Below are 22,225 nucleotides of genomic sequence, written 5' to 3'. Positions count from 1 at the left end.
TGGACCGCGTCACACGTGGGACGTGCGAGTGTCGGGCAACGCTCGCTCAATCGCCCCAACCGCCGACCACCGGCGGATTCGCGTTCGCTTGCCAGAGCTTCGGGCTCATCGCCCCGTCCTTGGTCACCCACCCGCGCGGATCGATGTGCAGCGGCGCTTGCCAGCCGTACGGATCGATCGCGTAGCGGTGGAAGTCGTGGGAGCCGCCGGTGCAGTACGTGCAGTTGTCGGCGTTGGCGACGAACCACCGGTCCTTCTGCGTCGGCGTGCCCACATTCGTCTCACGGATCACCGTGAGGTGCAGGTGCGGCGCCGTCGTCCAGCCGCCGTTGCCGACGTCGCCGATGATCGTGTTCTTGGTGACGTTCGTGCCGACCGCCGGGGTGACCGTGCGCTTGACGTGGAAGTAGCCGGCCACGAAGCTCTCGTTGTAGGTCGCCGGCGACGCCACGATCTTGTGGCGGACGTACACCTCGCCTTGCAGATAGCCGTCCCAGCCGGAGTTGCGGTACTCGATGTAGTCGCCGGCCGTGATCGCGTTCTGGCACGACGCGCTCATGTCGCTCCAGCTCGTGCAGGTCGCCGGCCAGCCCGCCGGGAAGTCGCGGTTGATGCAGCCGCCGTTCTTCTTCTTCGCCGCCTCGGCCGTCGCGCACACCACCGCCGACGTCTGGTAATCGCGGCTGACGATGATCTTCCCGTCGGTCATCGCATAGAGGTCGGTGTTCTCGGCCACGCCCCAGTCCCAGCCGTCGTGGTCGTCGATGTAGCCGGTGATCGCGTGGCCCTTGAAGTTGACCTTCGTCGCCATGCTGTTGAGGTACGGCGCGACCGCCCCGAACCACCCGGTATTGAGGGTCGGCGCCCCTTCGCGGGCGAAGTCGACGCCCGTGCTGGTCCACGAGAACGTCGCCGGCGAGCGCTCGAAGATCGGCAGCTCGAGCGGCGACACCGTCATCACGCAGTTGGGCTGCTCGGCCGCCACCGACGCGTCGAACGCCCACGTCAGCGGCGCCCCGCCAAACCCGCGGTAGACGCCCGGGCCCCACGCCTGGCCGTCGCACCAGATCACCGTCTCGTTCGCGCCGGCGGCCGAGAACAGGCCCGCCTTGCGGATCGTGCCCGCGCCGAACTCGCTGGTCAGATAGCCGCACGGGTCGCCGCCGTTCGTGTCCCACGCGTAGGCCCAGCCGCCGCCCGGCCAGGTCATGCTGCAATAGTGGCCGTAGCCGGCGGGCTCCGCGATCTCGCCGGCCGCCAGGCTCGGCTTGCTCGGGGCCGCGATGTCGCCTGTCTCGGGGGACAGGTGACGCGACATCTCGCCGGGCGCGAACACCCGGACATCGGGCGCGTCCTCGGTGCCGGCGAAGCCCGCGAACGCCTCGTTCGCCTCCTCGCCGACGATCCGGTCGTACTCCGCGACCTCGGTGATCGCCTGCGGCGCGCCGGGGGCGATGGTCGGCGCCGCCTCGCCGTCCGCCGGCGGCGCCTCGTCACAGCCGACATGGCCGGCGAACACAGCGATGAATAGGACCCGCTTGAAACAAGAATACACGGCTCGCTCCTGCCCCTCTACCGAGTGGGCTCGCAAGACAGGTGACGGCCGGGCCCCGAACAATTGCGTCCTTCGCCGCCGCCGGCAAAAACCGTGACGGGCGACGGATGACCCGGGTCACGTGCCGCGCCGCAATTGATTCGACCGCCGCCGACACCGCGTCGCTCGCTCGGCGCGGGGCGGATCGCACGTGGCTCGGCGCGTCGCCCGGGCTCGGCGTCTAGGACGTCGAGGCGCGGGTCGCCCTCGACATCGCCAGGCCGGCCCGGTCGCCGCCGATCTTGCGCAGGTCGGCCGTCGTGGTGCTCGGGCCGCTCGTGCCGGGGTTACTCGGGCGCGACCGTGGCGGCAGTGCTGCCCGCATCGGCGGCAAGGCCTGGGCCGCCATCGCCCCGCTCCTCCCCGGGCGCCATCGCGCGCGGGGAGGTTCGGCGGGCTTCGCCGCCGAGACAAGAACGCGAAATTTTTGGATCACACCCTCTTCACCCGCGAGCGGCGGGCCCGCCGGGCCCGCCGATACCTGGCGAGACGGCGACGGCCTCCCGTGCATCCGCCCGTCCTCGGCGACCGCACGCGCGACGCCGGACCCGGTAGATTGCCGGGCTCGGAGGACATGCCCTGGAAGACATGCCTTATGAACCATGTCTTTCGATCTATGCCCCGACGGACAGCAGCGCCGCCGCGGCCGCGCGGACGGCCGAGCGGATGGCCGCCTCGTCCGCCTCGTCCGGCGCCTGCAGGGCCCCCGGGAACGCGGCAGTCAGGTCGATGAGCACGTCGAGCTCGACCTCGTCGAGGATCGCCTGGCGGTCGTGGCGGCCCCACTTCGACGCCGCGCTGGCCACCCGCGCCGGGTTCGTCAGCCGCTCGGCCCACGCCACCAGGGCCGCGCGGTCGGGCCGCTGCGACGGGTCCCACGCCTCGCTGTCCTGGAACCGCTGCTCGTCGAACTCGGCGATCTTGCGCTTGTACGTCGGCCGCGCCCCCGGGCGCGCGCGCGCGTCGGGGCGGACCACCAGGCCCTCGGCGAAGTTGTCGGCCAGCGCCGGCAGCCCGAGCAGCGCCGGCACGCGCGTCGGTGACCGCGTCGGCGCCGCCTCGACGTGCGGCCGCGGGCCCGCGCGCACCGGCGGCGGCACCAGCATCCCTGTCTCTCGGGACAGCTCGGCCAGCTCGCTCCACGCCAGCAGCTCGCCCTCGTCGTCCTCGCCGGCGGCCACCAGCGCGTCGAAGACCGCCCAGCGCAGGTCCGGCGCGTACCAGATCCCCGTCTGCACCGGCTGCAGGCCCGGCACCGGCGCCACCTCCGGGTGGGGATAGCCGCCGCCGAACAGCTCGCCGTAGAACACCACCAGCGGCGCGCCGACGCGCCGCGCCGCCGCGCGCGCCGTCTCGGCCAGCCCGGCCCGCACCAGCTGCCAGCCGAAGAACGGGTCGTCGTCGGCGAGCCACGCCTTGCGCTTGCCGAAGCGGACCTGCTCGCCCGCGACCGCGATCAGCATCTGCGCCCCGTGGATCTTCTCCAGCGCGACCCAGGGCCCGCCCGGGACGAGCCCGAGCGGATCGCCGGGCCCCGCGATCTTGCCGTAGTAGCGGTGACGCACCGCGCCAGTGTAGCCGATCCGACGCCGCTCCGTGCCCACCCGCTCGCGCGCTCGCCCCCGCTCGCGCGCGGATCCGGCATGTCCCATCGAACATGTCTCGACCACCATGCGCCCCGCCGCCTCCCCGTCGGCGGCGACTTGTGGCACCGTCGCCCGGCCATGCTCGCCAAGATCTACGTCCAGCGCGACCCTGCCAGCGGCGAGTTCATCAACAAGAACGTCTACAACGCCTGGTACGGGTTCACCAAGATGGGCGTGTGGGCCGAGTCGTTCGTGTTCTCGGACCTCCACGAGGGCCGGCTGGCGCTCGAGCGCGACACTGCGGTGATCGGCGGGATCCTCACCGTCCGCGCCGCCCTGGCCCGGTTAGGCGCTCCGGACCCGATCAACATCGACTATCCGGCCACCCTCGAGCCGTTCCTGCGCCGGCGCGTGCGGCGGGCCACGATCCGCGAGGCGCACGCCCTGTGCCGCGACGACCGCTTCGACCCGCCCGTCTTCATCAAACCCGTCACCGGCCACAAGGAGTTCACCGGCCACGTCCTCGCCGTCTACCGCGATTTGCTGCGCACCGCCGGCTGGGCGCACGAGGAGCCGGACACCCCGGTGTGGCTGTCGGATGTCGTCGAATTCGTGGCCGAGTGGCGCTACTTCGTCCACGCCGGCGAGATCCTCGGCGTCGGCCACTACCACGGCGATCCGCTGCGGTTCCCCGATCCCGAGGTCGTCCGCGCCGCCGTCGCCGCCTACACCGACGCGCCCGCCGCCTACGTCATCGACTTCGGCGTGCTCGCCGACGGCAGCACCGCGATGGTCGAGGTCAACGACGGCTTCTCCTTCGGCTGCTACGGCCTCAACCCCTACGCCCACGCGCGCATGCTGGCCGCCCGCTGGCTCGAGATGGTCGGCCTCGCCGACGCCTGATCGCCCCGCCGCAGCCCGTCCCCTGCCAGCCATGCTCTTGAAGACATGACCTCCAGGACATGTCGACAGAGACATGTCGAGAGGCGCTCCGTCCGGGCCCTGCCCGGCCCCGTCTGCTCCGACCCCGACCGCCGCGCTCAGCGCACGCGATAGCCCCCGTGTTCGGCCGCGATCTCGTTGTAGCGGGCGAACCCGAGCATCCACTTGAGGCCGTCTTCCCGCGACACATCCGCGTCGGGGAAGTAATCGCGGGCGATCACCTCGGCGTGCTGGCGCAGCTTGCGGGCCAGCGCCGCGCACTCCTCGGGCGTCACCAGCCAGCCGTCGTTCGTCTGGAACTTGAACGCGCCGACGCGGCCGTCCTGCAGCGACGACGCCGACACAGCGGCCTCGTGCGCTTGCACGTACGCGCGCGCCGCCGCCAGCTCGGCCTGCGTCGGCGTCGGCGCGTCGGCGGGCGCATCGCCGCGGAGCGCCTCGATCGCCGTGAACACGCGGTCCTCGTCGAGCCCGTTCAGCTCGAGATCGGGGATCTCCGGCGCCGGTCCGTCGTGGATCGCGTCGGCCCACTCGAGCGCGCCGACGGTCATCCGCATGCCCCACAGGTTGAAGCGGTAGTACCCGGCGATCCCGTGCGAGTTCGGCAGCTCGGTCTCGTCGGCGGCCTCGGGGGTGCGCACCATCTGCAGGTCGTAGCCCATCCTCCAGCCCTACCACGAACCGGCGCGCGCCGCGTCGCCTCACGTCCGCCGCAGCGGCCCTTCCGCGGCTTGCGTGCCAAGCTCTCGCCGTGCCGCCCTCCGCCCGCTATCGGCCGGATCCCCGGTTCCTCGCCCTCGGCGACGGCTTCGCCGACGTCGTCGCCCCCGCGCGGTTCCCCGTCCACCTGCTGCGTCACCGCGACGATCGCTGGGCCGCGCGGATCGGCCTCGACAGCTTGAGCGACGCCGAGTGGGAGCGGCACTTCGCCCGCTTCGAGCCGCTGCCGGGCAACCTGCCCGAGCCGCTCGCCCTGCGCTACCACGGCCATCAGTTCGGCAGCTACAACCCCGCGCTCGGCGACGGTCGCGGGTTCTTGTTCGCCCAGCTGCGCGACGCCGTCGACGACCGGCTGCTCGACCTCGGCACCAAGGGCAGCGGCGCCACCCCGTACGCCCGCGGCGGCGACGGCCGCCTCACCCTCAAGGGCGGCGTGCGCGAGATCTTGGCCGCCGAGCTGCTCGCCGCCCGCGGCGTCGACACTTGCAAGATCCTCAGCGTGTTCGAGACCGGCGAGCGGCTGTGGCGCGGCGACGAGCCCTCGCCGACGCGCTCGTGCGTGCTCGTCCGGCTCAGCCACTCCAACCTGCGGATCGGCACCTTCCAGCGCCACGCCTACCACCGCGACGTCGCCCGCCTCGGCGCCCTGGTCGACTACGCCGCCCTGCACCACTTCCCGGCCGCGCGCCGCGGCGACCTGGCCGGCACCACCGCCGCGCTGCTGCGCCTCGTCGTCGAGCGGGCCGCCGCCACCGCCGCCGCCTGGACCGTCGCCGGCTTCGTCCACGGCGTCCTCAACACCGACAACCTCAACATCACCGGCGAGAGCTTCGACTACGGCCCCTGGCGCTTCCTCCCCGCCTACGACCTCGGCTTCACCGCCGCCTACTTCGACGAGACCGGCTTCTACGCGTTCGGCCGCCAGCCGAGCGCCGTGCTGTGGAACCTCGGGCGCCTGGCCGAGACGCTGCTCCCGCTCGCCGCGCGAGATGTCCTCGAGGACAGCCTCGGCGCGTTCGAGCCGGCCTTCCACGCCGCCGTCCGCCGCGCCTTCCTCGACCGCCTCGGCCTCGAGCCCCGCGGCGACGCGGCCGACGACGTCGTCATGGACGCCTGCTACGCCTTCCTCGCCGCCCGCCGGCTCGACCTCGACCGCTTCTACTTCGACTGGTACGGCGGCGAGGCCAGCGCCGCGCGGGCGCTCGCCGGGCCTGCCGCCGCCCATTACGTCCACCCCGAGTTCAGCGAGGTGCGGCGCGCCTGGGCCGAGCACCTCCCGGCCGCCCCCGAGCGGCTGGCCCATTCGTACTACGGCGGCGACGCCCCGTGCTCGCTGCTCATCGACGAGGTCGAGGCGCTGTGGGCCCCGATCGCCGAGCGCGACGACTGGGCGCCGCTCGCCGCCAAGCTGGCCGCGATCCGCGGGGTCGCCGCCCTCCACGGCCGCGACCCGCTCCAGGACATGTCTTGAGCGCCATGTCCGTCGCGACATGGCCCTTTTCACATGTCTCTTCGCGCACGCGCCGCGCGCACACGACCGGTGCAGCCCCCGCCGTCGCGCGCGCCGTGGGCCGCGAGCGAGGCCGGCGGGTTCTCGGCCGGCGCTGCCGCCTCCGGGGCCGGCTCCTCCTCGGCCGCGAGCTCCGCCCACTCCTGCTCGACCTCGTCCTCGGCCAGCAGCCACGCCTCCTCGCCCGCGAGCTCCGCCATCTCCTGCTCGACCCCGAACTCGGTCAGCAGCCCCGCCTCCTCGCCCGCGAGCTCCGCCCTCTCCTGCTCGACCTCGTCCTCGGCCAGCAGCCACGCCTCCTCGCCCGCGAGCTCCGCCCTCTCCTGCTCGACCCCGATCTCGGTCAGCTCCCAGTCGTCCTCCGGAGCGCAGCCTGTCAGCCACAAGCCCCACGCCGCGCAGACGATCGCGCCCACGCTGCGGATCCCTCGATCGCGTCCGCTCTGCTGCATGGGCCCATCCTCGCAGCACCTCTCTGTCTCGCGCGGATCAGGCGTCCCGAGGCCCTGCGCGCGGCTGCGCCCGGTCCCCACGACTCGACGCGTCCGGTACGGCCGGCCCAGCCGCGGGGAGCCGGCTCGCTTCGACGGTCGTCTCGCCCTCGCCACCCGCGACGCGCGTTTCGTCTGCATGGAGCGCGAGCCGCTCGGCGAGCGCCGGTCACGGGTCGAGCGCTGCAGCGACCTTTGAGCCGCTCGCGCCGCCGGCTCGGGCGCGGCGCGACGACCTGTCCCTCGCGCCATCTCCTGCCCTTTTCAAGCATAAACTCAGCCCGAAGGGACATGTCCCTTCGGGCTACTCCTCAGCACGCCGGGCTTTAGCCGATCTTGAAGAAGTTGAGCTTGTTGCCGTCGAGGTCGCGGAAGTACGCCGCGTAGAAGCCGGGCCCGCGCTCGCCGGGGGCGCCCTCGTCGGTCGCGCCGAGGGCGAGCGCGCGGGCGTGCAGGCGATCGACCTCCGCCCGGTCGGCGCAGGCCAGGGCCACCATCACGCCGTTGCCGACCGTCGCGCGCTTGCCGTCGTACGGCGTGCACACGGCGAGCGCCGGCTCGGACGGGCTCTTGCCCCAAATGACGAAGCGGTCGAAGTTCAGCGTGCGTCCCGCCCCCATCTCGCCGAGGAGCGCGTCGTAGAAGGCGGAGGCCCGCTGCATGTCGTTGGTACCGAGACTGACGTAGCCGATCATGGGTGCGGACAGTAGCGCGGCCCGCCGACGTCGAGAAGGCCGCGCCCGTCGCCGGGCGCTCGCATCCTTGCCTCGCGCCGGCCCGGCGAAGCGGCCTGCACGACTGCCCCCTCGTCCCTGCGCCGGCGCAGCCGCCTGCGCGACGACACGGTCAGATCGGCCCACGCGGCCGCACCCGCGATTGGGCGCCGCCTCGCGGTACGTCGTTGAGCGCGCGTCCGACCTCCACGCGTCCTCGCGTATCACGCCGATGCGCGTGCGGCTCCTCGGCCTCGCGCCCCTGCTCGCCTTTACGGCCCCACCCGAGCCGCCCGCGACCCGCAGAACCCCGCCTTCCGCTCAGCCCCCGCCGCTGCGTGAGCAGCGGTCGCCCTCGCGAAGCTCGGAACGCCGAGCCTTCGCGCTGTCCCCCGGGACATCTCGAATGTCCGCGCGGACAGGTCGAGCGCCGCCGGCTCCGCGCCCCCGGGCTCGACCTGTCTCCCCGGACAGGTCTCCTCGCGGCCGCCGCCGACCTGTCTCTGCAGCCAGGTGCGCTGCTGACCCGGGTTCGGCCGGGCCCGCGCGCCCCGGCGCCGCGACTGGCCGGCGCGGGCGTCGACGCGTACACTCCGCCCCCGTTCGATGCCGGTCGTCCTCGCCGCTCTGCTCACCGCGCTCGCGCGCGCGGCCGATCCCGCGGATCCGGTCGTCGTCGCCTGGCAGGTGCCGGAGGGTTGTCCCGGCGTCCAGGCGCTGCATGCAGGGATCCGGCGCTCGCTCGGCAACCTCGCGGTCGACCGCCGCGAGCCCGTGCAGGTCGGCGTGGTCGTCGTCCGCGAGGCGCCGCAGCGGTTCCGCCTCGAGCTGCGGCTCGACGCCGGCGACGGGCCGAGCGAACGCGTGCTCACCAGCGACACCTGCAGCGCCGCCGTCGACACCGCCGCCTGGCTGATCGCCGTCGCCATCGACATCCGCGCCACCGACCCCGCCGCCACCACGAGCCCCGAGACCACCGTCCCCGAGCCGCCCCCCGGGCCCACGCCCGGCCTCGACAGCCCGCGCGTCCCCGAGCCCGCTCCGCAACCGTCCCCGGACCCGAGCCCGCCGCCCGCTCCAGCCCCGCAGCCCCCGCAAGACCCCGCGGGTCCCACCGAGCCCCTCGCGCCCCCGCCCGCGCCGCGAGCGAAATCGCCCCCCACGCGCGATCGCGCCCTCCACCTCGAGCTCTGGGCCGGCGGCGGCCTCGGCCTCGGCGTCTTGCCGCGGCCGGCGCCGACCGCCGCGCTCGGCCTCACCCTCGCCGGTTCCCGCTGGGAGGCCGAGCTCAGCGGTCATTACTGGGCCCTCCGTCGCGTCGATTTCGGCGACGGCCGCGGCGGCAAGTTCGCGCACGGCCACGTCGCCGTCCGCGGCTGCGGCGCCTGGGAGCGCGGCCGCGTGCGCGTGCCCCTGTGCGGCGGCCTGGCGATCGGCGGCGTCAGCGGCGAGGGCGTCGGTGCGCTGATCCCCCGGACCGCCCGCTCCCTGTGGCTCGGCCTGCTCGTCGGCGCCGGCCTGCGGGTCGCGCTGCACCCCCGCGTCGGCCTGCTTTTGCGCGCCGAGGCCGTGTTCGGCCTGCGGCGGCCCGGCTTTTTGCTCGAACCGGCCCCCGGCGTGGTGTTCCGGCCCGCATCCGTGGGCCTCTCCACCTTCCTCGCGCTCACGATTCGCCTGCGCTGACCATGTCCGACTCGGCCCGGTGGTGGACATCTAGGGGTTCGATGCCCGCCAGCGGGGTCCTCTACGACGCGCTCCGGTCTCCGGCCGAGCCGCTCACCGTCGCCGACGTGTACCGCACGCACGCCGACTTCGTGTGGCGCGTGGTCCAGCGCCTGGGCGTCCCCGCGGCCGAGGCCGAGGACGTCGTCCACGAGGTCTTCCTGGTCGTCCAGCGCCGGCTCGGCGAGTTCGACGGCCGCGGCGCGATCACCAGCTGGCTGTACGCCATCGGCCGCGGCGTCGCGGCCAACTACCGCCGCGGCCACGCGCGCGCCGCCCGGCGCATCGATCGCGTCGAGCCCCCGGCCCCGCCGCGCTCGCCCGAGGAAGACGCCGCCCACCGCGAGGCCGCCGACGTCATCGAGACCTTCCTCGGTCAGCTCGACCCGGAGACCCGCGAGATCTTCGAGCTCGCCGACATCGAGGGCATGACCTGCCCCGAGGTCGCGCGCGCCCTCGGCCTCGATCTGCATCGCGTGCACGCGCGGCTCAAGACCGCCCGCCGCCGCTTCAACGCCTTCGTCGCCCAGCGCGGCGCCACTGCGAGGACCCCGTGACCGAACCCCGCGACGACCTGCCGGCCCTCGATCCCCGCGCCGCCGCCCTGCTGGCCACCTATCGCCGCGGCCGCGCCATGCCGCCGGCCGCCCGCGCGCGCGTCCAGGACAGGCTCTCTGGGACAGGTCCGAAAGCACATGTCCTTCCGCTCATGTCCCGGAGCGACCGCGGCACCGCCCGCGGCACCGCGTGGGCCGTCGCCCTCGCGCTGGCCGCCGCCGTCCTGCTGTGGCTGGCCCGGCGCGGCCCCGACCTGGCCGAGCGGACAGGTGACGCCGCCACCATGAGCCCGGCCCACGCCGTTCCGACCGCCCCGAGCGGCGCCAGCCTCGTCGCCCCGCCCCTCATCGACCCGCGCCCCGAGCCGGCCCTCGCGCCCGCCGCCGCGCCCGCGCCCGCGGTCGACGTCGTCCGGCCGCGAACCAGGCCCGCCGGCCCCGCGCCGGCGCGCGACCCCGCGACGAGCGAAGGCCGCGGGGCTCCCACCCCGGCGTCGACCGACCTCGACGGCGCCGCCGCGCGCCCGCAGATCGATCGACGCGACGAAGACCCCGCGGACGCGTCGACCGACCTCGACGGCGCCGCTCCGCCCGCCACCGACCTGCGCGGCGAGCAAGCGCTGCTGGCCCGCGGCTGGCAGTCGCTCGCGCAGGGCGACGCCCGGGCCGCCGCGCGGGACGCCGGCGAGCACGCGCGCCGCTGGCCCGCCGGCGTGCTCGCGCCGGAGCGACGCGCGCTCGCGGCCGCTGCCGCCTGCGTCGACGATCCGTCCCGTGGCGCCGAGCTCGCTCGCGCCTTCCTCGCCGACCACCCGCGGAGCCCGCTCGCGCGGCGCGTCCGCGACGCCTGCGACCTCGCCCCGTGAACCTCGACGCGAAATCTCCACCCGCGTTGTCCCACTGGTTCGCGTTGCGGACATGAAGGGGCGACCCCCGACGAGAGAGGACCTACCCCATGCGACTTCACCTAAACCACACCCCGCTGTACGCCCTCGCCCTCGCCGCCGGCGCGCTGATCGGCGCCTGCGACATCGACAAGCCGATCGGCGAGCTCGGCCCCTACGAGCCCTGCGCGGGCAAGAAGTGCGGCGACGCCTGCACCGTGTGCGACCCCGACGACAAGGACTGCGTCGAGACCGCGGTGATCAAGGCCTGCGACGCCCAGGGCGCCTGCGTGGCCGGCAACCCCGGCGTGTGCGAAGAGGGTCCCGGCTGGAATCCGTGCGCGGACCAGCCCTGCGGTACGAGCTGCAGCGTGTGCGCCCCGGACGACGAGGACTGCGTCGAGACCGACGTCATCAAGGCCTGCGACGGCAAGGGCCAGTGCGTCCCCGAGACCCCCGACCTGTGCGAGCCCTCCGGCTACGACCCGTGCGCGGGCAAGGCCGTGTGCGACCCGTGCACGATCTGCGATCCCGCCGACCCCGACTGCGCCGAGACGCTCGTGCTCAAGGTCTGCGACGAGTCGCTGCAGTGCGTCGTCGGCATCCCCCAGGTGTGCGAGGAGTCCGGGTGGGCCCCGTGCGAGGACAAGCCGTGCGGCGAGCCCTGCACGCAGTGCGACCCCGACGACCCCAATTGCGCCGAGGACGCCGTGATCAAGGCCTGCGACGGCCAGGGCCAGTGCGTCCCCGTGAGCGACGAGCTGTGCGAGTCCCCCGGCTACGACCCGTGCGGCGGCAAGTCGACCTGCGATCAGTGCTCCTTCTGCGATCCCGCCGACCCCGACTGCATCGAGGACGCGGCGGTCAAGGTCTGCGACGAGTCGCTGCAGTGCGTCTACCAGCTCCCGGGCATCTGCCAGCCGGCCTACAACGACTGCGAGGACAAGGCCTGCGGCGACGACTGCACGATCTGCGACCCCGCCGACCCCGACTGCGCCGAGGACTTGATCTACAAGACCTGCAACAGCCTCGGCATCTGCACCCCCGGCCAGCCCGGCGTGTGCAAGTGAGCCGCCCGCGCGGCTGAGCCCCGAGGCACCTGGCCGATCGGCCAGGTGCCTCGCCGTCTTCGCCGGCGACGGGCCCACCTGTCTCTCGGGACAGAAGCCCGTCGCCGCGGCCCCGACGCGATCGCGGCCGCCTGTCCCTCGAGACAGCAGACCATCGCCCCGACCGGCGCGACCGCAGCCGCATGGCCCTTCGGTCCGCGCACCGCCCGCTGCGCTCGTCCTCGTCGCCGTCACCCACCTGGTCGACGGCGCCCTCGAGCCCCCCGCGCCGCGACCGACCGGCGCCCGGCATCCTGTCCTTTCGGCCACACCGGTTTCGCCCGCCCTGCGCCTGCTTTCCCGCGACCCGGACCCCGGGTCAGGAGCGTCGGCGAGCGACGATCACCGGGCTCGCGGCCCTGCGCCCCGGCCTCGCGCGCCTCGGCGGAACCCCGGCTCCCTGCCTGTCCGGCCAGGCCACGCTGTTCCGGGCCCGTCCGCGCCCGGCCCGCGTCGCTCCGGATCGCCCTGCGCGCGCTGGTCAGCCGCCGCATTTTTTGGCACTCCTGCAGCCGGTGCTCCTCGCGCTCGCGATCCTGGCCGTCCTCGCGGCCGCGCCGATCGAAGTCGGCACCGACCTCGTCGACGCCGGGCGGCTCGAGGCCGGCCTGCGCGCGCGGATCGGCCCGACGCTCGACGACTGGAAGATCACCGTCACTCCGACCGGTCAGGCCGGGCAGGTCCACGTCTCGATCGCCCTCCGCGACGGCCAGCGCTTCGGCCAGGCGGTGCAGTTCGCGGGCAAGACCGTCGAAGATCGCACCCGCGAGCTGGCCGCCAGCGTCGCCCTGCTGATCGAGGTCTACCCGCAGCACCAGGCGTCTCCGCTTGACGGTTCGACCTCCCCGCCGGCCTCCGGCTCGTCCGCCGGTCAGGAGCAGCCACCGCGGCAGCCCGGCCCAGGCGAGCCGGCGCCCGCCAAGCCGCTGCGGCCCGCGCTGCGCGGCTGGCTCGGCCTCGGCCCGCGGATCGAGCTCGGCAGCGGCCTGCGCTTCGAGGCCGGCGTCGACCTCATGGGCGGCCTGTGGCTCGCCCGCGACCACGTCCAGCCGATCCTCAGCCTCAATTTCAGCGGCGGCGCGCGCCACGGGATCTCCGTGCTCCACGGTCGCTTCGGCGCCGGCGCGGCCTTCGGCGCCCCGCTCGGCCCCGGCGACCGCCTCTGGCTCGGCGCCCACCTCCTCGCCCACGCCCTCTACATCCACGCCGCCGAGAAGGCCACCGACGCCACCTGGCTGTCCTCGACCGAGATCGGCGGCCTCCTGCAGTACCGCGGCCGCCGCCTGTTCCTCGGCCTGCGCACCGGCATCGACCTCACCCTCCCGGCGGTCTCGATCCGCGGCACGCGGGGGGTGGTCCGGCGGGAGATCCCGCGCTGGTGCTTCGGCCTGATGGTCGGCGTGGTGTTCGGCTGAACGATACCTGTCCTCCAGGACATGTTCGTCCGCCCCTGTCGCGGGACCTGGGCGTTCACGACCGCTGCGAACCGCGCGCGCCAGCCGATACGCTGGCCGTCACGGCCAGGAAGAGCGCGCGCGTCCAGGACCGCTTCGTCGACCCGGACCTCGGTCTCGCCGTCGTCGAGGCGACGGTGCGGGCCGGGCTGGTGGAGACGGACCTGCCACGGGTGCCGACATTCCGGCGCCGAAGCGACGAATGCCGCCTGCGTCCCCGACCTCGCGGGCGCGAAGCTCCCTGTCCGCCTGGACAGGCTCATGAGGACATGCTCCAGCCGACATGTTTGCGAGGACATGCCCGAGAGACCATCTCGGCTCACTCGTGGAGCTTCCCGCCGCGGGCCAGCATCTCGACGAATTGGGCGATCCGTCGCTCCCGCGTCTCCGGCTTCTTCGCCGTCTGCAGGCGCCACAGCATCGCGTAGCGGTTGGCCCCGTCGAGCCCGGCGAACGCCGCCTGCGCGGCGGGGTTGCGGGCCAGCGCCGCCGCGAACGCCTCGGGCACCTCGATGCGGCTCGCCGGCGCGTACGCGGCGTCCCAGCGGCCGTCGGCGCGAGCGCGCTCGACCTCCGCCAGCCCGGCGGGCTGCATCGCCCCGCGCTCGATCAGCGCCTCCACGCGCTCGCGGTTGATCTGCGACCACAGGCTCCGCGGTCCGCGCGGCGTGAATCGCTGCAACCAGCTGTCGGCGTCGTGGGCCTTCTTCTGGCTGTCGATCCAGCCCCACGTCAGCGCCACGTCGACCGCCTCCGAGTAGCTCAGCGAGCGCAGGCGCTTGCCCTTCTTGGCCAGCTGCAACCATAGCCCCGGCGAGCTGCGGTGGTGCGTCGCCAGCCAGCGCGAGAACGCCTCGGCGTCGACGAACAGCATGATGGGCAACGCGGGCGCGGTCGGCACGACCCGAGCAGAGCACCGCCGGGGGCGCTCGCGCTTGTAAAAACCCGACACGCCGGGCCCGCCCGGCGCGCAGGCCGGCGCTGACCCGGCTCTCAGCGCATGTCCGCCGAAGCCCCGTCGACATCACCTGGCCTTCAGGACATGTCCGTCAAAGCAGAGACGCGGCGCCCCGGCCTTCGGCACATGTCCGTCGAAGCAGAGGTGACGCGCCCCGCCGAGCGGGGGCTCGCCGTGGCCGCCCCACCTCGCCATTTTGGGCGGGCGTCCGCGCCACCTGTCGTTCGGGCCAGGTCCTCCTCGCCCGCCCTTGACGCCGGGCTGCCGTTGCCGCACACCTTGCCGACAGTGGCCAGCACCGGCACGGACGACCGCGCCTGCGGATCGAGGCGCGCATGAGCGCGGCGCACCTGCTCTCGTTCGTGCTCGCGCTCCAGGCCCCCGAGCAGCAGGCCGCCGACGCCATCCAGTGGCGCGCCCCGGCCGGCTGCCCCGATCGCGCCGCGCTCCTCGCCGGCATCGCCCGGCGGCGCGGCAAGCCGCTCGAGCCCGGGCAGGCGCGGGTGGTCGCTCGCGCTCGCGCCCAGGGCCCGCACCGCTATCGTCTTCAGCTCGAGCTCGAGGTCGCAGGCCGCCGCGAGCGGCGGGTCCTCCACGCCAGGACCTGCGAGGCCCTCGTCGACGGCGTCGCGCTGGTCGTCGCCCTCGCTGTCGACGGCAACCCGGGCGCGCCCCCGCTCGGAGCCGACCTCCCTGGGCCGGCGGACCCGCCGCTCGAGCCCGACCCGCCCCTCGCTCCTGGGGTCGTCTCGCCACCCGGCAGCCCAGCGACGCCCCCCGAGACCGTCGCGCCACCCTCTGACGGCCCGGCGACGCCCGCCGGAACCGTCCCGTCCGCCCCCGGCAGCGCGCCAACGCCCCCGCCGCCCCCGTCCCGCCCGCTTCCCGGAGCCCGGCGACGCCCCCCACCGCCGTCCCGCCCGCTTCCAACGGCCCGGCGACGCCCGCCGCCCCGTCCCGCCAGCCCCGGGCGCCCCGGCGACGGTCCCCGAGCCCGTCCCCGTCCGCCGGGCCCCCGACGATCGAGCCGCCGCGCCCGGGTCCGTCCCCGTCGCGCCCGCCCCGAGCCCGCCGCCGCGCCGGAATCGCCCCTCGACGCCCCCGTCGACCGCTCGCCCCCCGACGCGCGCGCGCGCTGGCGCCCCGGCGGCTTCCTGCGCCTGCACGGCCTCGGCGAGGTCGGCGCGCTCCCGGGCCCGACCGGCGGCGTCGGCCTCGCGGGCGGCCTCCTGTGGCGGTGGTTCCGCCTCGAGGTGCACGCCGGCTACCTCGCGCCGCGCCTCCTCGACCGCCCGGAGCTGCGCGCTCGCGTCTCCCTCTTCACCGTCGCCGTCCACGGCTGCGCCCGCCTCGGCCGCGGCCGCCTCGAGGTCCCGATCTGCCTCGGTGCCGAGGCCGGCGGGATTCCGGCCGTCGCCGACACCGGCCGCGCCGCCCTCGGCCGCTGGCTCGCCCTGACCGGGGGCGTCGGCGCGGCCGTGCGCGTCCACCCGCGCGTGGCCCTGTGGGCCTTCCTGCAGGGCCTCGCCGCCGTCCAGCGGGGCACCCTCGCCGTGCGCGAACCCGGCCCCGACGGCGAGCTCCGGATCCTCTACGACCCCGGCACCGGCTCTGCGCGGCTCGCTCTCGGGGTCGAGGTGAAGTTCGGCGATCCGCGGTGATAGATCCTCGGACTGCCGGAGACGACCTCTTTTCAGAGCCGCCATGCGCTCCGAACCCCAGCCCGACGACTCGCGGATCCGCGCCTTCCGCGAGCTCTACCTCGCCGAGTTCGCCTTCGTGTGGGCGACCGCGCGGCGCCTCGGCGTCCCGCCGACCCTCCTCGAGGACGCCGTCCAGGACGTGTTCATGACCGCCTTCCGCCGCCTCGACGAGGTCCGGTTCGAGGTCTCGGCGCGGGCCTGGCTGCACGGCGTGACCCGCCGGATCGCCTCCCGGTATCGCCGCACCGCCGCTCGTCTGAGCCGCCGCCTCGCCGCCGTCGCCGCCGTCCCGATCGGCCCCGCCGACCCCCCGCAGGATCGCCTCGCTGCCGCCGAGCAGCTCGAGCGCCTGCTCGCCCGCCTCGGCGGTCCGACCCGCGCCGCCTTCGAGATGGCCGAGCTCTACGGCATGAGCGGCCCCGAGATCGCCGGCGAGCTCGGGATCCCGGTCGCCACCGTCTACTCGCGGGTCCGTCTGGCCCGCGAACAGCTGCTGCGCGAGCTCGGCGGCCCCGGCCTCGAGCGCGAGCTCTCGGCCGCCCGCGCCCGCGAGGCCCCGCCGCCGGCCGCCGTCCAGCGCACCTGGGCCGCCATGCTCCCCGGCCTGTGGACCACCCGCACCGGCCTCGGGCTCGCTGTCCTCGCCACCACTCGCGCCGCCGTGATGACCACCCTCGTCGCCGCCGCCGGGGCCGTCGCCATCGCCTGGCCGAAAGGACAGGTCGAGGGCGCCGCCTCCGTCACCGCCGGACGAGCCGCCGAATCATCCTCCCGCCCGCTCGATCACCCCACCGGCTCCGCCGATCCGCGCACCGACCCCGACCTCCTCGCGACCCCGCCCGATCCCCCGCTCTCGGCGTTCGCTGCCCAGGCAGGCCGCGAAGGCCCCGGCGATGCCGCCGGCGCAGGTCCCTCGCTCTCGGCGTCCGAATCGCGAGCAGGCCGCGCCGCCCCTGGCGAATCCACCGCTCTCACCGCCGGCGTAGGCCCCTCGCTCTCACCGAGAGACCCCTCGGCCGGCCGCCCATTCACCGGCGAATCCCACGACTCCGGCCGCCCCGCCGGTCTCGCCCCCTCGCACGAATCATCACTGCCTCCGGTCTCTGGCGAATCCCACGACTCCGGCCGCCCCGCCGGTCCCGCCCCCTCGCACGAATCATCACTGCCTCCGGCCTCCGCCGGATCCTCGCCTTCGCCGCACCCCGCCCGCGAATCGCCCGCCTCCCGCGAATCCTCGTATTCGCCGCCTCCCGCCGGCCCATCGTCTCCGGCGGCCCGCGACCGCGAATCATCGGCCCCGGCCGACGACGCCCGCGGAACCTCTCACGACCCGCTCGCGACCCTCGCTCACACCACCCCGCGCAGCGGCGACGCCGACGAGCTCGCCGCCGAGATCGCCGTCCTCGATCGAGCGCGCGCCGAGCTCGCGCGCGGGGCCGTCGCGGCCGCCCGCGAGCACCTCGCCGAGCACGCGCGGCGCTTCCCCGCCGGCCAGTTCGCCGACCTGCGCGGCGCCACCGAGATCGAGCTCTTGTGCCGCCAGGGCGACCGCGCCGGGGCGACCGCGCGGGCCGCGGCGCTGGTGGTCGCGCACCCGCGGTCGGCGGTGGCCCAGCGCTTCAAGAATTTTTCGTGCCCGGACTGATAGGAACCGGGCGGGGTGGAGACGACAGAGATCAGAGGACGATGCTTATGCCCCGCTTCACCTATCTCTCCACCCTCTTCATGCTTTCGGCCGCGCTCGCGCCGGCCTGCACCTACCCCAAGGTCCTCGGCGAAGCCCCCCTCGAGGGCGACACCTCGAGCGGCACCGACACCTCGAGCCCCGGCACCGACACCGCCATGCCGAGCACCGACGGCGACCCGCCCGGCGCGTGCGGCAACCCGGCCTTCACCTGCAGCCAGCCCGTCGACTGCGAGCAATGGGACTGCGGCGCCCTCGCCAGCCCCTTCGACGCCGACGGCTGCCTGCGCCCGACCTGCACCGATTCGCCCTGCGCCGCCGACGAGATCTGCTACAGCGTCGAGCAGCCCAGCGAGTGCCCCGTCGGCGTCGTCGCCTGCGGCGACGATCCTCAGACCGGCGAGTGCGTCTGCGAATTGTCCGACGCCTGCACCACCAAGCATTGCATCCCCGCCGACGAGGGCCCGCCGGTCGAGTGCCCGGCGATCACCGACGAGGCGGCCTGCCTGGCCGCCGGCTGCAGCGAGTTCGCCGCCGGCGTCCCGCTCTACCGCCTCGACGAGGGCCAACAGTGCATCCTCGACGAGATCGTCCCCGCCTGCCTGTGGTTCCCGGGCGACTCCTGGGGCGGCCCCGACGCGCCCGGCACCTTCTACGACAAGGCCACCGGCCGCGCGACCCAGTTCGGCACCGACTGGGTCGTCCCGCCGCACGGCTGGGGCGACTGCGACGACCCCGACGCCCCGCCGGTCTGCGCCTGCGTCGGCCAGTGCATCGATCTTCAGGCCGAGGGCGACCACCTGCTCGCGATCGACAAGCCGTGCAACGACGTGAGCGACTGCGTCCTCGCCGACGCCATCTGCTACGCTGGCGACACCTGCGGCAGCGTCGGCGTGCACAAGGACAACATCGACGCCTGGAACGCCCTCCACGCCCAGCTCGAGACCTCGAGCTGCTGCGACGGCGCCGCCGCCTGCGGCTCCGACCTCGCGTGCGAGAACAACCGCTGCGTCGCCGTGTTCCCCCCGTGATCTGTCCGCAAGGACATGCGCCGGTCCTCGCCGCGACCGGGTCCGGCGCGCGCCCGGGCCCGGCCTGTCCTCTTGGACAGGTCGTGGCATCCGGCACCGCTCGGATCGCGGCCGAAGCCGGCAGCGGCCCGCCTCGCCGAGCGCGGGCCCGCTCCGCGGCTGCGGCTCGGGCGGCCGCGAGCGCCGACGAGCGATTCGCTGCATCTACGGGGCGAGCTCGCCCCCTCCACGCCGCGGCGTCGACGAGCGATCCGCGGCCCGGACCGGCGGCGAGGTTCGCCGCGCTCCGTCCGCGTCGTCGCGTCGAGCCCGCGACCCTCGCCCCATCGCCGCCGCGCCCCTGAGTCGCCGGCGCCGCGCGGGACCTCCCTATCGTGACTGCAGCGAACGGACGAGCTCGCTGCGGCCCCAGGGGCGACCCCGACGCGCACGCCCCTGCGCGCTGGCCGGCCCGGCGGCTTTCTTTTAAAAAACGCCGCCATGCATCCACGCTCGCTCGTCCTCTCCTGCCTCGTCGCGACCTTTGCTTGCAGCCCCGAGGAGGAAGACGCCCCGGTCGTCGAGGTGCGCGAGGGCAGCGAGCTGCCCGACCACATCCAGCCGGCCCTGCTCGAGTTCCGCGACGACTGGACGATCGTCAACAGCGGCGGCCCGCTGGTCGCAGGCAACACCGTCCAGGTCGGCTACGACGTCGACCGCCTGACCGACTGCCGCGGCGATCAGAACGGCAAGCCTGCGTGGTCGATCACCGGCTATCACCAGCTCGACGGCGGCGACGTCGGCAGCTTCGAGGCCGGCGGCTACTCGCCGTCGCAGGGCACCGAGCCGCCGATCTTCACCCTCGAGGACTCCGGCGATCTGACGATGTGGTTCCACAACACGAGCGTGTGGGGCTGCTCCGCCTACGACTCGAACTACGGCGCCAACTGGCACTTCGGCGTCGGTGCCAGCCTGTCCTTCAAGGCAGACTGGGTCACCGAGGTGCTCGGCACCCCGCGCGCCGGCGCCCCGCTGGTGATCGCCTTCGACCCGGCGCGCCTGCCCGACTGCCGCGCCACCAAGTACGGCCACGACGCCTGGAACATCCGCGTCCACTACCGCTTCGACGGCGGCCCGGCCAAGTACGCCCTCGTCACCGCCCCCCAGGGCAACATCCAGGTCCCCTGGCCGGCCGTGATCGACGTGCCCGCGGGCGCCGGCGAGGTCGAGCTGTGGTTCGAGAACCAGGACTACTACGGCTGCAAGGCCTGGGACTCGCAGTTCGGCGCCAACTACCACTTCGACCTCGAGTGAGCCGCGGCGGGGCCGTCGCGGGCGCTGTCCGTTCCTGCCGCCAGCGGCCGCACCGCGAGCTCCGACCGCGAGGCCGCAGCGGCGCCGGCGCGCCCCGTCGCAGCTCGGCCGTCCGGCCTCGCCGCCGCCGATGTTCCTCAAGCGTGTTCGCCACGGCTTGCTCGCTGAGACACGCCCTCATGGTCGAGCGATCCCGGCCTCGGCGCAGATGTCTCTCCCAGCATGTTCGAACGGGCATGGTCCGTAAGACATGCCCTTCCGGGCATGCCCTTGAGATCGCCCACCCTTTCTCACGCGCGTCCGCCGAACAGCCGATCCACCTGCGCCTGCGCCGCGGCGAAGCGCTGCGACCGCGTGGCCTCGTCGTGCGCCGTTCCCTCGACCGTGATCACCTCGACCCGGGTGATGCCGACGAAGCCGAGGATCGCCCGCAGATAGGGCGTCTCGAAGTCGTCGACCCGCGCCGAAGTCACCCCGCCGCGCGCGATCACGATCGACGCCGACGTGCCGTCGAGCAGCCCCACCGGCCGGCGGTCGCGGGTCACGAACGTGTGTCCCTCGCGGACCACGTGATCGATCCACGCCTTGAGCGTCGACGGCAGCGATTGATTGTAGAGCGGGCTGCTGACGAGCAGGTGATCGGCCGCGCGGAGCTCGGCGATCAGCGCGTCCGAAAGCGCCACGCCGGCCGGCCGATCCGGGCCCACCGGCGCGCCGTAGAACGCCGCGATCGTCGGTCCGTCGACGTGCGGCACCGGCGTGCGCGCCAGGTCGCGGACGATCACCTGCGCCCCCGGATGGGTCGCCCTCCAGCGCGCTTCGAAGTGATCGGCGAGCCGCCGCGAGCTCGAGCCCTCGAAGCGGGCGCTGGCGTCGATCCTGAGCAAGGTCGTCATCGTCTCTCGAAGACCCGCCAGCCGGTCACGACGTGACCGGCCCGGAGAAGAAACAGGGGACTCGATCGCGCGTCGCGCGGAACCGCTGCGGGCAAGCGCTCGGTGAGCGAACGGACATTATCGACCACGAGCCGTCGACGGTCGACGGGCGCGCGGTGCCCGAGGCGCACGCGTTCGCGGCCGAGCGCGAGGCGGCCGCGTCGCCGACCCCGCCCGTCGGGCTGGTGCGCGACCGAGCGCCCGAGCCTCACTCCCAGCCGTACTGCTCGACCGCCGCCTTGAAGCGCGCCACGTGCTCTTCCTGCAGGGCAGCCAGGTCGCCCAGCGCCGCCTCGCCGAGCGGGTCCAGCACCTCCAGAAACTCTTCGCCGGCGGGGGCCGTCTTCCAGTCGTTCTCGACGAGGATCACCGCCGCCTCGCCGGCCTGGGCCAGCGCCGCCTTGTAGGGCGCGAAGCTGTCCGCCGCCTCCTCGAGGGCGGCGACGAACGAGTCGTCGTCGAGTCCGCTGTACGGCTCGCCGTCGGACCCGCGCAGGTTGAGGTAGATGACCTCCGAGTCGAACGCGAAGTAGCCGCCGCCGAGGCCCGCGTCGACGTCGGCCGCGTGGTCGAAGAACGCCTGGCCGAGCTCCGGGTCGACCTCCGCCACGTCGAACGACACCACCGCGTAGCCCGTCCCGCCGTCCTCCGCCGCGAAGTCGGCCACCAGCACGCTCCACTGGCTGAACACGTAGCCGAGCGCCGCCGCCAGCGACTCGACCTCGGCCCCGCTCGCCATCAGCCGCGTCTGCAGCGACGGGTTCGTCACCCGCTGGAACCCGCCCGGCGTCAGCTCGGTGTCCAGCATCGCGTCCGCCAGCCCGACCAGCGCGACGACGTCGGGCAGCATCGCGTCGCGGACCGCGATCGTGAACGCCTCGCGCTGCTCGTAGCTCGCGTTCTCGAGCGTCAGGTCGAGCATCCCCAGCTCGTACAGCGGCGTCGGGATGACCTCGTACGACACCTGCTGCACCGGCCCGATCGGCAGCGGCCTTGGATCCTCCTCCCCGCCGCACGCCGCCAGCAGCGGCGCGCAGACCCAGCCGAGACCCGACAGAACGACGCGCGACCACGGAGCGACGCACTTCACGCGTCTTTTGCATGCCGGATCGATGCCGCCTCCGTCAAGCCCTTCGGCCGCGCCGAGTGCGGCCACGAATCGCCGTTCGAACGACGTGGCCGCGCCGCCGCATTCTCACGACGTGTCTCGAAGGACATCTCGAACCTCGGGCGCGCGCCGTCGCTCGCCGCTCCCGGGCTCGCCATGGCGCGCGTCGAACATTCACGACGGTGAGCGCGAGCGGCGTACTTCAATTGCAATGAGCGTCGGCACGAGTGT

At 74.2% G+C, this 22,225-nt stretch carries 20 protein-coding genes; 11 read left to right on the top strand and 9 right to left on the bottom strand.

Annotated elements, in window-relative coordinates:
• Positions 1-46: 46 nt before the first annotated feature.
• From NAEX_RS41675 to NAEX_RS41670, 3 genes are all read right to left on the bottom strand, one after another.
• Positions 47-1,519: a M23 family metallopeptidase gene (locus tag NAEX_RS41675; RefSeq protein ID WP_100793046.1), complete on the bottom strand. Its 1,473-nt coding sequence runs from the start codon at positions 1,517-1,519 to the stop codon at positions 47-49.
• A gap of 256 nt (positions 1,520-1,775) precedes the next feature.
• Positions 1,776-1,943, bottom strand: a complete 168-nt coding sequence (locus NAEX_RS51580) for a hypothetical protein (RefSeq protein WP_170136459.1) — start codon at positions 1,941-1,943, stop codon at positions 1,776-1,778.
• 265 nt (positions 1,944-2,208) lie between these two features.
• Positions 2,209-3,159, bottom strand: a complete 951-nt coding sequence (locus NAEX_RS41670) for an RNA ligase family protein (RefSeq protein ID WP_245913915.1) — start codon at positions 3,157-3,159, stop codon at positions 2,209-2,211.
• Positions 3,160-3,318: 159 nt separating this feature from the next.
• On the opposite strand from NAEX_RS41670, the gene NAEX_RS41665 reads away from it, so the two are divergent.
• Entirely contained in the window at positions 3,319-4,083 is a 765-nt protein-coding gene (locus NAEX_RS41665) for an ATP-grasp domain-containing protein (protein WP_170136458.1), read from the top strand.
• A 137-nt stretch (positions 4,084-4,220) separates the two neighbouring features.
• Here the strand turns inward: NAEX_RS41665 and NAEX_RS41660 are convergent, their stop codons facing one another.
• On the bottom strand, positions 4,221-4,784 hold the full coding sequence (locus NAEX_RS41660) for a hypothetical protein (protein WP_096333022.1): 564 nt from the start codon (positions 4,782-4,784) through the stop codon (positions 4,221-4,223).
• Between the two features lie 89 nt (positions 4,785-4,873).
• Between NAEX_RS41660 and NAEX_RS41655 the strand changes: the two genes are divergently transcribed.
• A complete protein-coding gene (locus NAEX_RS41655) occupies positions 4,874-6,313 on the top strand; it encodes a protein adenylyltransferase SelO family protein (protein ID WP_096333021.1) in 1,440 nt (479 codons plus the stop codon).
• Positions 6,314-6,342: 29 nt separating this feature from the next.
• Here NAEX_RS41655 and NAEX_RS41650 read toward each other — a convergent pair whose 3' ends face one another.
• Together NAEX_RS41650 and NAEX_RS41645 are read right to left on the bottom strand one after the other, a co-directional pair.
• Positions 6,343-6,804 (bottom strand): hypothetical protein, encoded by a 462-nt coding sequence (locus NAEX_RS41650; protein WP_143825728.1) that lies wholly within the window; start codon positions 6,802-6,804, stop codon positions 6,343-6,345.
• A 365-nt stretch (positions 6,805-7,169) separates the two neighbouring features.
• The gene (locus NAEX_RS41645) at positions 7,170-7,538 is read right to left on the bottom strand and encodes a VOC family protein (RefSeq protein WP_096333019.1); all 369 of its coding nucleotides are present in this window, start codon (positions 7,536-7,538) and stop codon (positions 7,170-7,172) included.
• Between the two features lie 624 nt (positions 7,539-8,162).
• Between NAEX_RS41645 and NAEX_RS41640 the strand changes: the two genes are divergently transcribed.
• The 5 genes from NAEX_RS41640 (at position 8,163) to NAEX_RS41620 (ending at position 13,243) form a co-directional block, all read left to right on the top strand.
• Positions 8,163-9,239: a hypothetical protein gene (locus tag NAEX_RS41640; protein ID WP_096333018.1), complete on the top strand. Its 1,077-nt coding sequence runs from the start codon at positions 8,163-8,165 to the stop codon at positions 9,237-9,239.
• 41 nt (positions 9,240-9,280) lie between these two features.
• The gene (locus NAEX_RS41635; protein ID WP_170136457.1) at positions 9,281-9,835 is read left to right on the top strand and encodes an RNA polymerase sigma factor; all 555 of its coding nucleotides are present in this window, start codon (positions 9,281-9,283) and stop codon (positions 9,833-9,835) included.
• A complete protein-coding gene (locus tag NAEX_RS41630) occupies positions 9,832-10,701 on the top strand; it encodes a hypothetical protein (RefSeq protein WP_096333016.1) in 870 nt (289 codons plus the stop codon). The genes NAEX_RS41635 and NAEX_RS41630 overlap by 4 nt, the downstream gene beginning before the upstream one ends.
• Positions 10,702-10,790: 89 nt before the next feature.
• On the top strand, positions 10,791-11,789 hold the full coding sequence (locus tag NAEX_RS41625; protein WP_096333015.1) for a hypothetical protein: 999 nt from the start codon (positions 10,791-10,793) through the stop codon (positions 11,787-11,789).
• Between the two features lie 554 nt (positions 11,790-12,343).
• Positions 12,344-13,243, top strand: coding sequence for a hypothetical protein (locus NAEX_RS41620; RefSeq protein WP_143140666.1), 900 nt, complete (start codon positions 12,344-12,346; stop codon positions 13,241-13,243).
• A gap of 358 nt (positions 13,244-13,601) precedes the next feature.
• On the opposite strand, the gene NAEX_RS41615 is transcribed toward NAEX_RS41620, so the two are convergent.
• A complete protein-coding gene (locus NAEX_RS41615; RefSeq protein ID WP_245913914.1) occupies positions 13,602-14,183 on the bottom strand; it encodes a YdeI/OmpD-associated family protein in 582 nt (193 codons plus the stop codon).
• Positions 14,184-14,575: 392 nt separating this feature from the next.
• Between NAEX_RS41615 and NAEX_RS52530 the strand changes: the two genes are divergently transcribed.
• From NAEX_RS52530 to NAEX_RS41595, 4 genes are all read left to right on the top strand, one after another.
• The gene (locus NAEX_RS52530) at positions 14,576-15,901 is read left to right on the top strand and encodes a hypothetical protein (RefSeq protein WP_096333013.1); all 1,326 of its coding nucleotides are present in this window, start codon (positions 14,576-14,578) and stop codon (positions 15,899-15,901) included.
• A gap of 43 nt (positions 15,902-15,944) precedes the next feature.
• The gene (locus tag NAEX_RS41605) at positions 15,945-17,588 is read left to right on the top strand and encodes an RNA polymerase sigma factor (RefSeq protein WP_096333012.1); all 1,644 of its coding nucleotides are present in this window, start codon (positions 15,945-15,947) and stop codon (positions 17,586-17,588) included.
• A gap of 41 nt (positions 17,589-17,629) precedes the next feature.
• Complete coding sequence (locus NAEX_RS54135; protein WP_143140667.1) at positions 17,630-18,658, top strand: hypothetical protein; 1,029 nt, start codon at positions 17,630-17,632, stop codon at positions 18,656-18,658.
• A 480-nt stretch (positions 18,659-19,138) separates the two neighbouring features.
• Positions 19,139-19,951 (top strand): DUF6209 family protein, encoded by an 813-nt coding sequence (locus NAEX_RS41595; protein ID WP_096333010.1) that lies wholly within the window; start codon positions 19,139-19,141, stop codon positions 19,949-19,951.
• 290 nt (positions 19,952-20,241) lie between these two features.
• Here NAEX_RS41595 and NAEX_RS41590 read toward each other — a convergent pair whose 3' ends face one another.
• Together NAEX_RS41590 and NAEX_RS41585 are read right to left on the bottom strand one after the other, a co-directional pair.
• Complete coding sequence (locus tag NAEX_RS41590; protein ID WP_096333009.1) at positions 20,242-20,847, bottom strand: FMN-dependent NADH-azoreductase; 606 nt, start codon at positions 20,845-20,847, stop codon at positions 20,242-20,244.
• 247 nt (positions 20,848-21,094) lie between these two features.
• Positions 21,095-21,976: a hypothetical protein gene (locus NAEX_RS41585; protein WP_096333008.1), complete on the bottom strand. Its 882-nt coding sequence runs from the start codon at positions 21,974-21,976 to the stop codon at positions 21,095-21,097.
• Positions 21,977-22,225 lie beyond the last annotated feature (249 nt).

Source organism: Nannocystis exedens (genome assembly GCF_002343915.1).
Taxonomy (GTDB): domain Bacteria; phylum Myxococcota_A; class Polyangia; order Nannocystales; family Nannocystaceae; genus Nannocystis; species Nannocystis exedens.
This window is presented reverse-complemented; position numbering and strand designations above follow the sequence as displayed.

Coding starts and splice junctions, on each gene's coding strand:
- NAEX_RS51580 (WP_170136459.1), bottom strand. CDS start 1,943: ATGGCGGCCCAGGCCTTGCCGCCGATGCGGGCAGCACTGCCGCCACGG.
- NAEX_RS41665 (WP_170136458.1), top strand. CDS start 3,319: ATGCTCGCCAAGATCTACGTCCAGCGCGACCCTGCCAGCGGCGAGTTC.
- NAEX_RS41660 (WP_096333022.1), bottom strand. CDS start 4,784: ATGGGCTACGACCTGCAGATGGTGCGCACCCCCGAGGCCGCCGACGAG.
- NAEX_RS41650 (WP_143825728.1), bottom strand. CDS start 6,804: ATGCAGCAGAGCGGACGCGATCGAGGGATCCGCAGCGTGGGCGCGATC.
- NAEX_RS41645 (WP_096333019.1), bottom strand. CDS start 7,538: ATGATCGGCTACGTCAGTCTCGGTACCAACGACATGCAGCGGGCCTCC.
- NAEX_RS41640 (WP_096333018.1), top strand. CDS start 8,163: ATGCCGGTCGTCCTCGCCGCTCTGCTCACCGCGCTCGCGCGCGCGGCC.
- NAEX_RS41635 (WP_170136457.1), top strand. CDS start 9,281: ATGCCCGCCAGCGGGGTCCTCTACGACGCGCTCCGGTCTCCGGCCGAG.
- NAEX_RS41625 (WP_096333015.1), top strand. CDS start 10,791: ATGCGACTTCACCTAAACCACACCCCGCTGTACGCCCTCGCCCTCGCC.
- NAEX_RS52530 (WP_096333013.1), top strand. CDS start 14,576: ATGAGCGCGGCGCACCTGCTCTCGTTCGTGCTCGCGCTCCAGGCCCCC.
- NAEX_RS41605 (WP_096333012.1), top strand. CDS start 15,945: ATGCGCTCCGAACCCCAGCCCGACGACTCGCGGATCCGCGCCTTCCGC.
- NAEX_RS54135 (WP_143140667.1), top strand. CDS start 17,630: ATGCTTATGCCCCGCTTCACCTATCTCTCCACCCTCTTCATGCTTTCG.
- NAEX_RS41595 (WP_096333010.1), top strand. CDS start 19,139: ATGCATCCACGCTCGCTCGTCCTCTCCTGCCTCGTCGCGACCTTTGCT.
- NAEX_RS41590 (WP_096333009.1), bottom strand. CDS start 20,847: ATGACGACCTTGCTCAGGATCGACGCCAGCGCCCGCTTCGAGGGCTCG.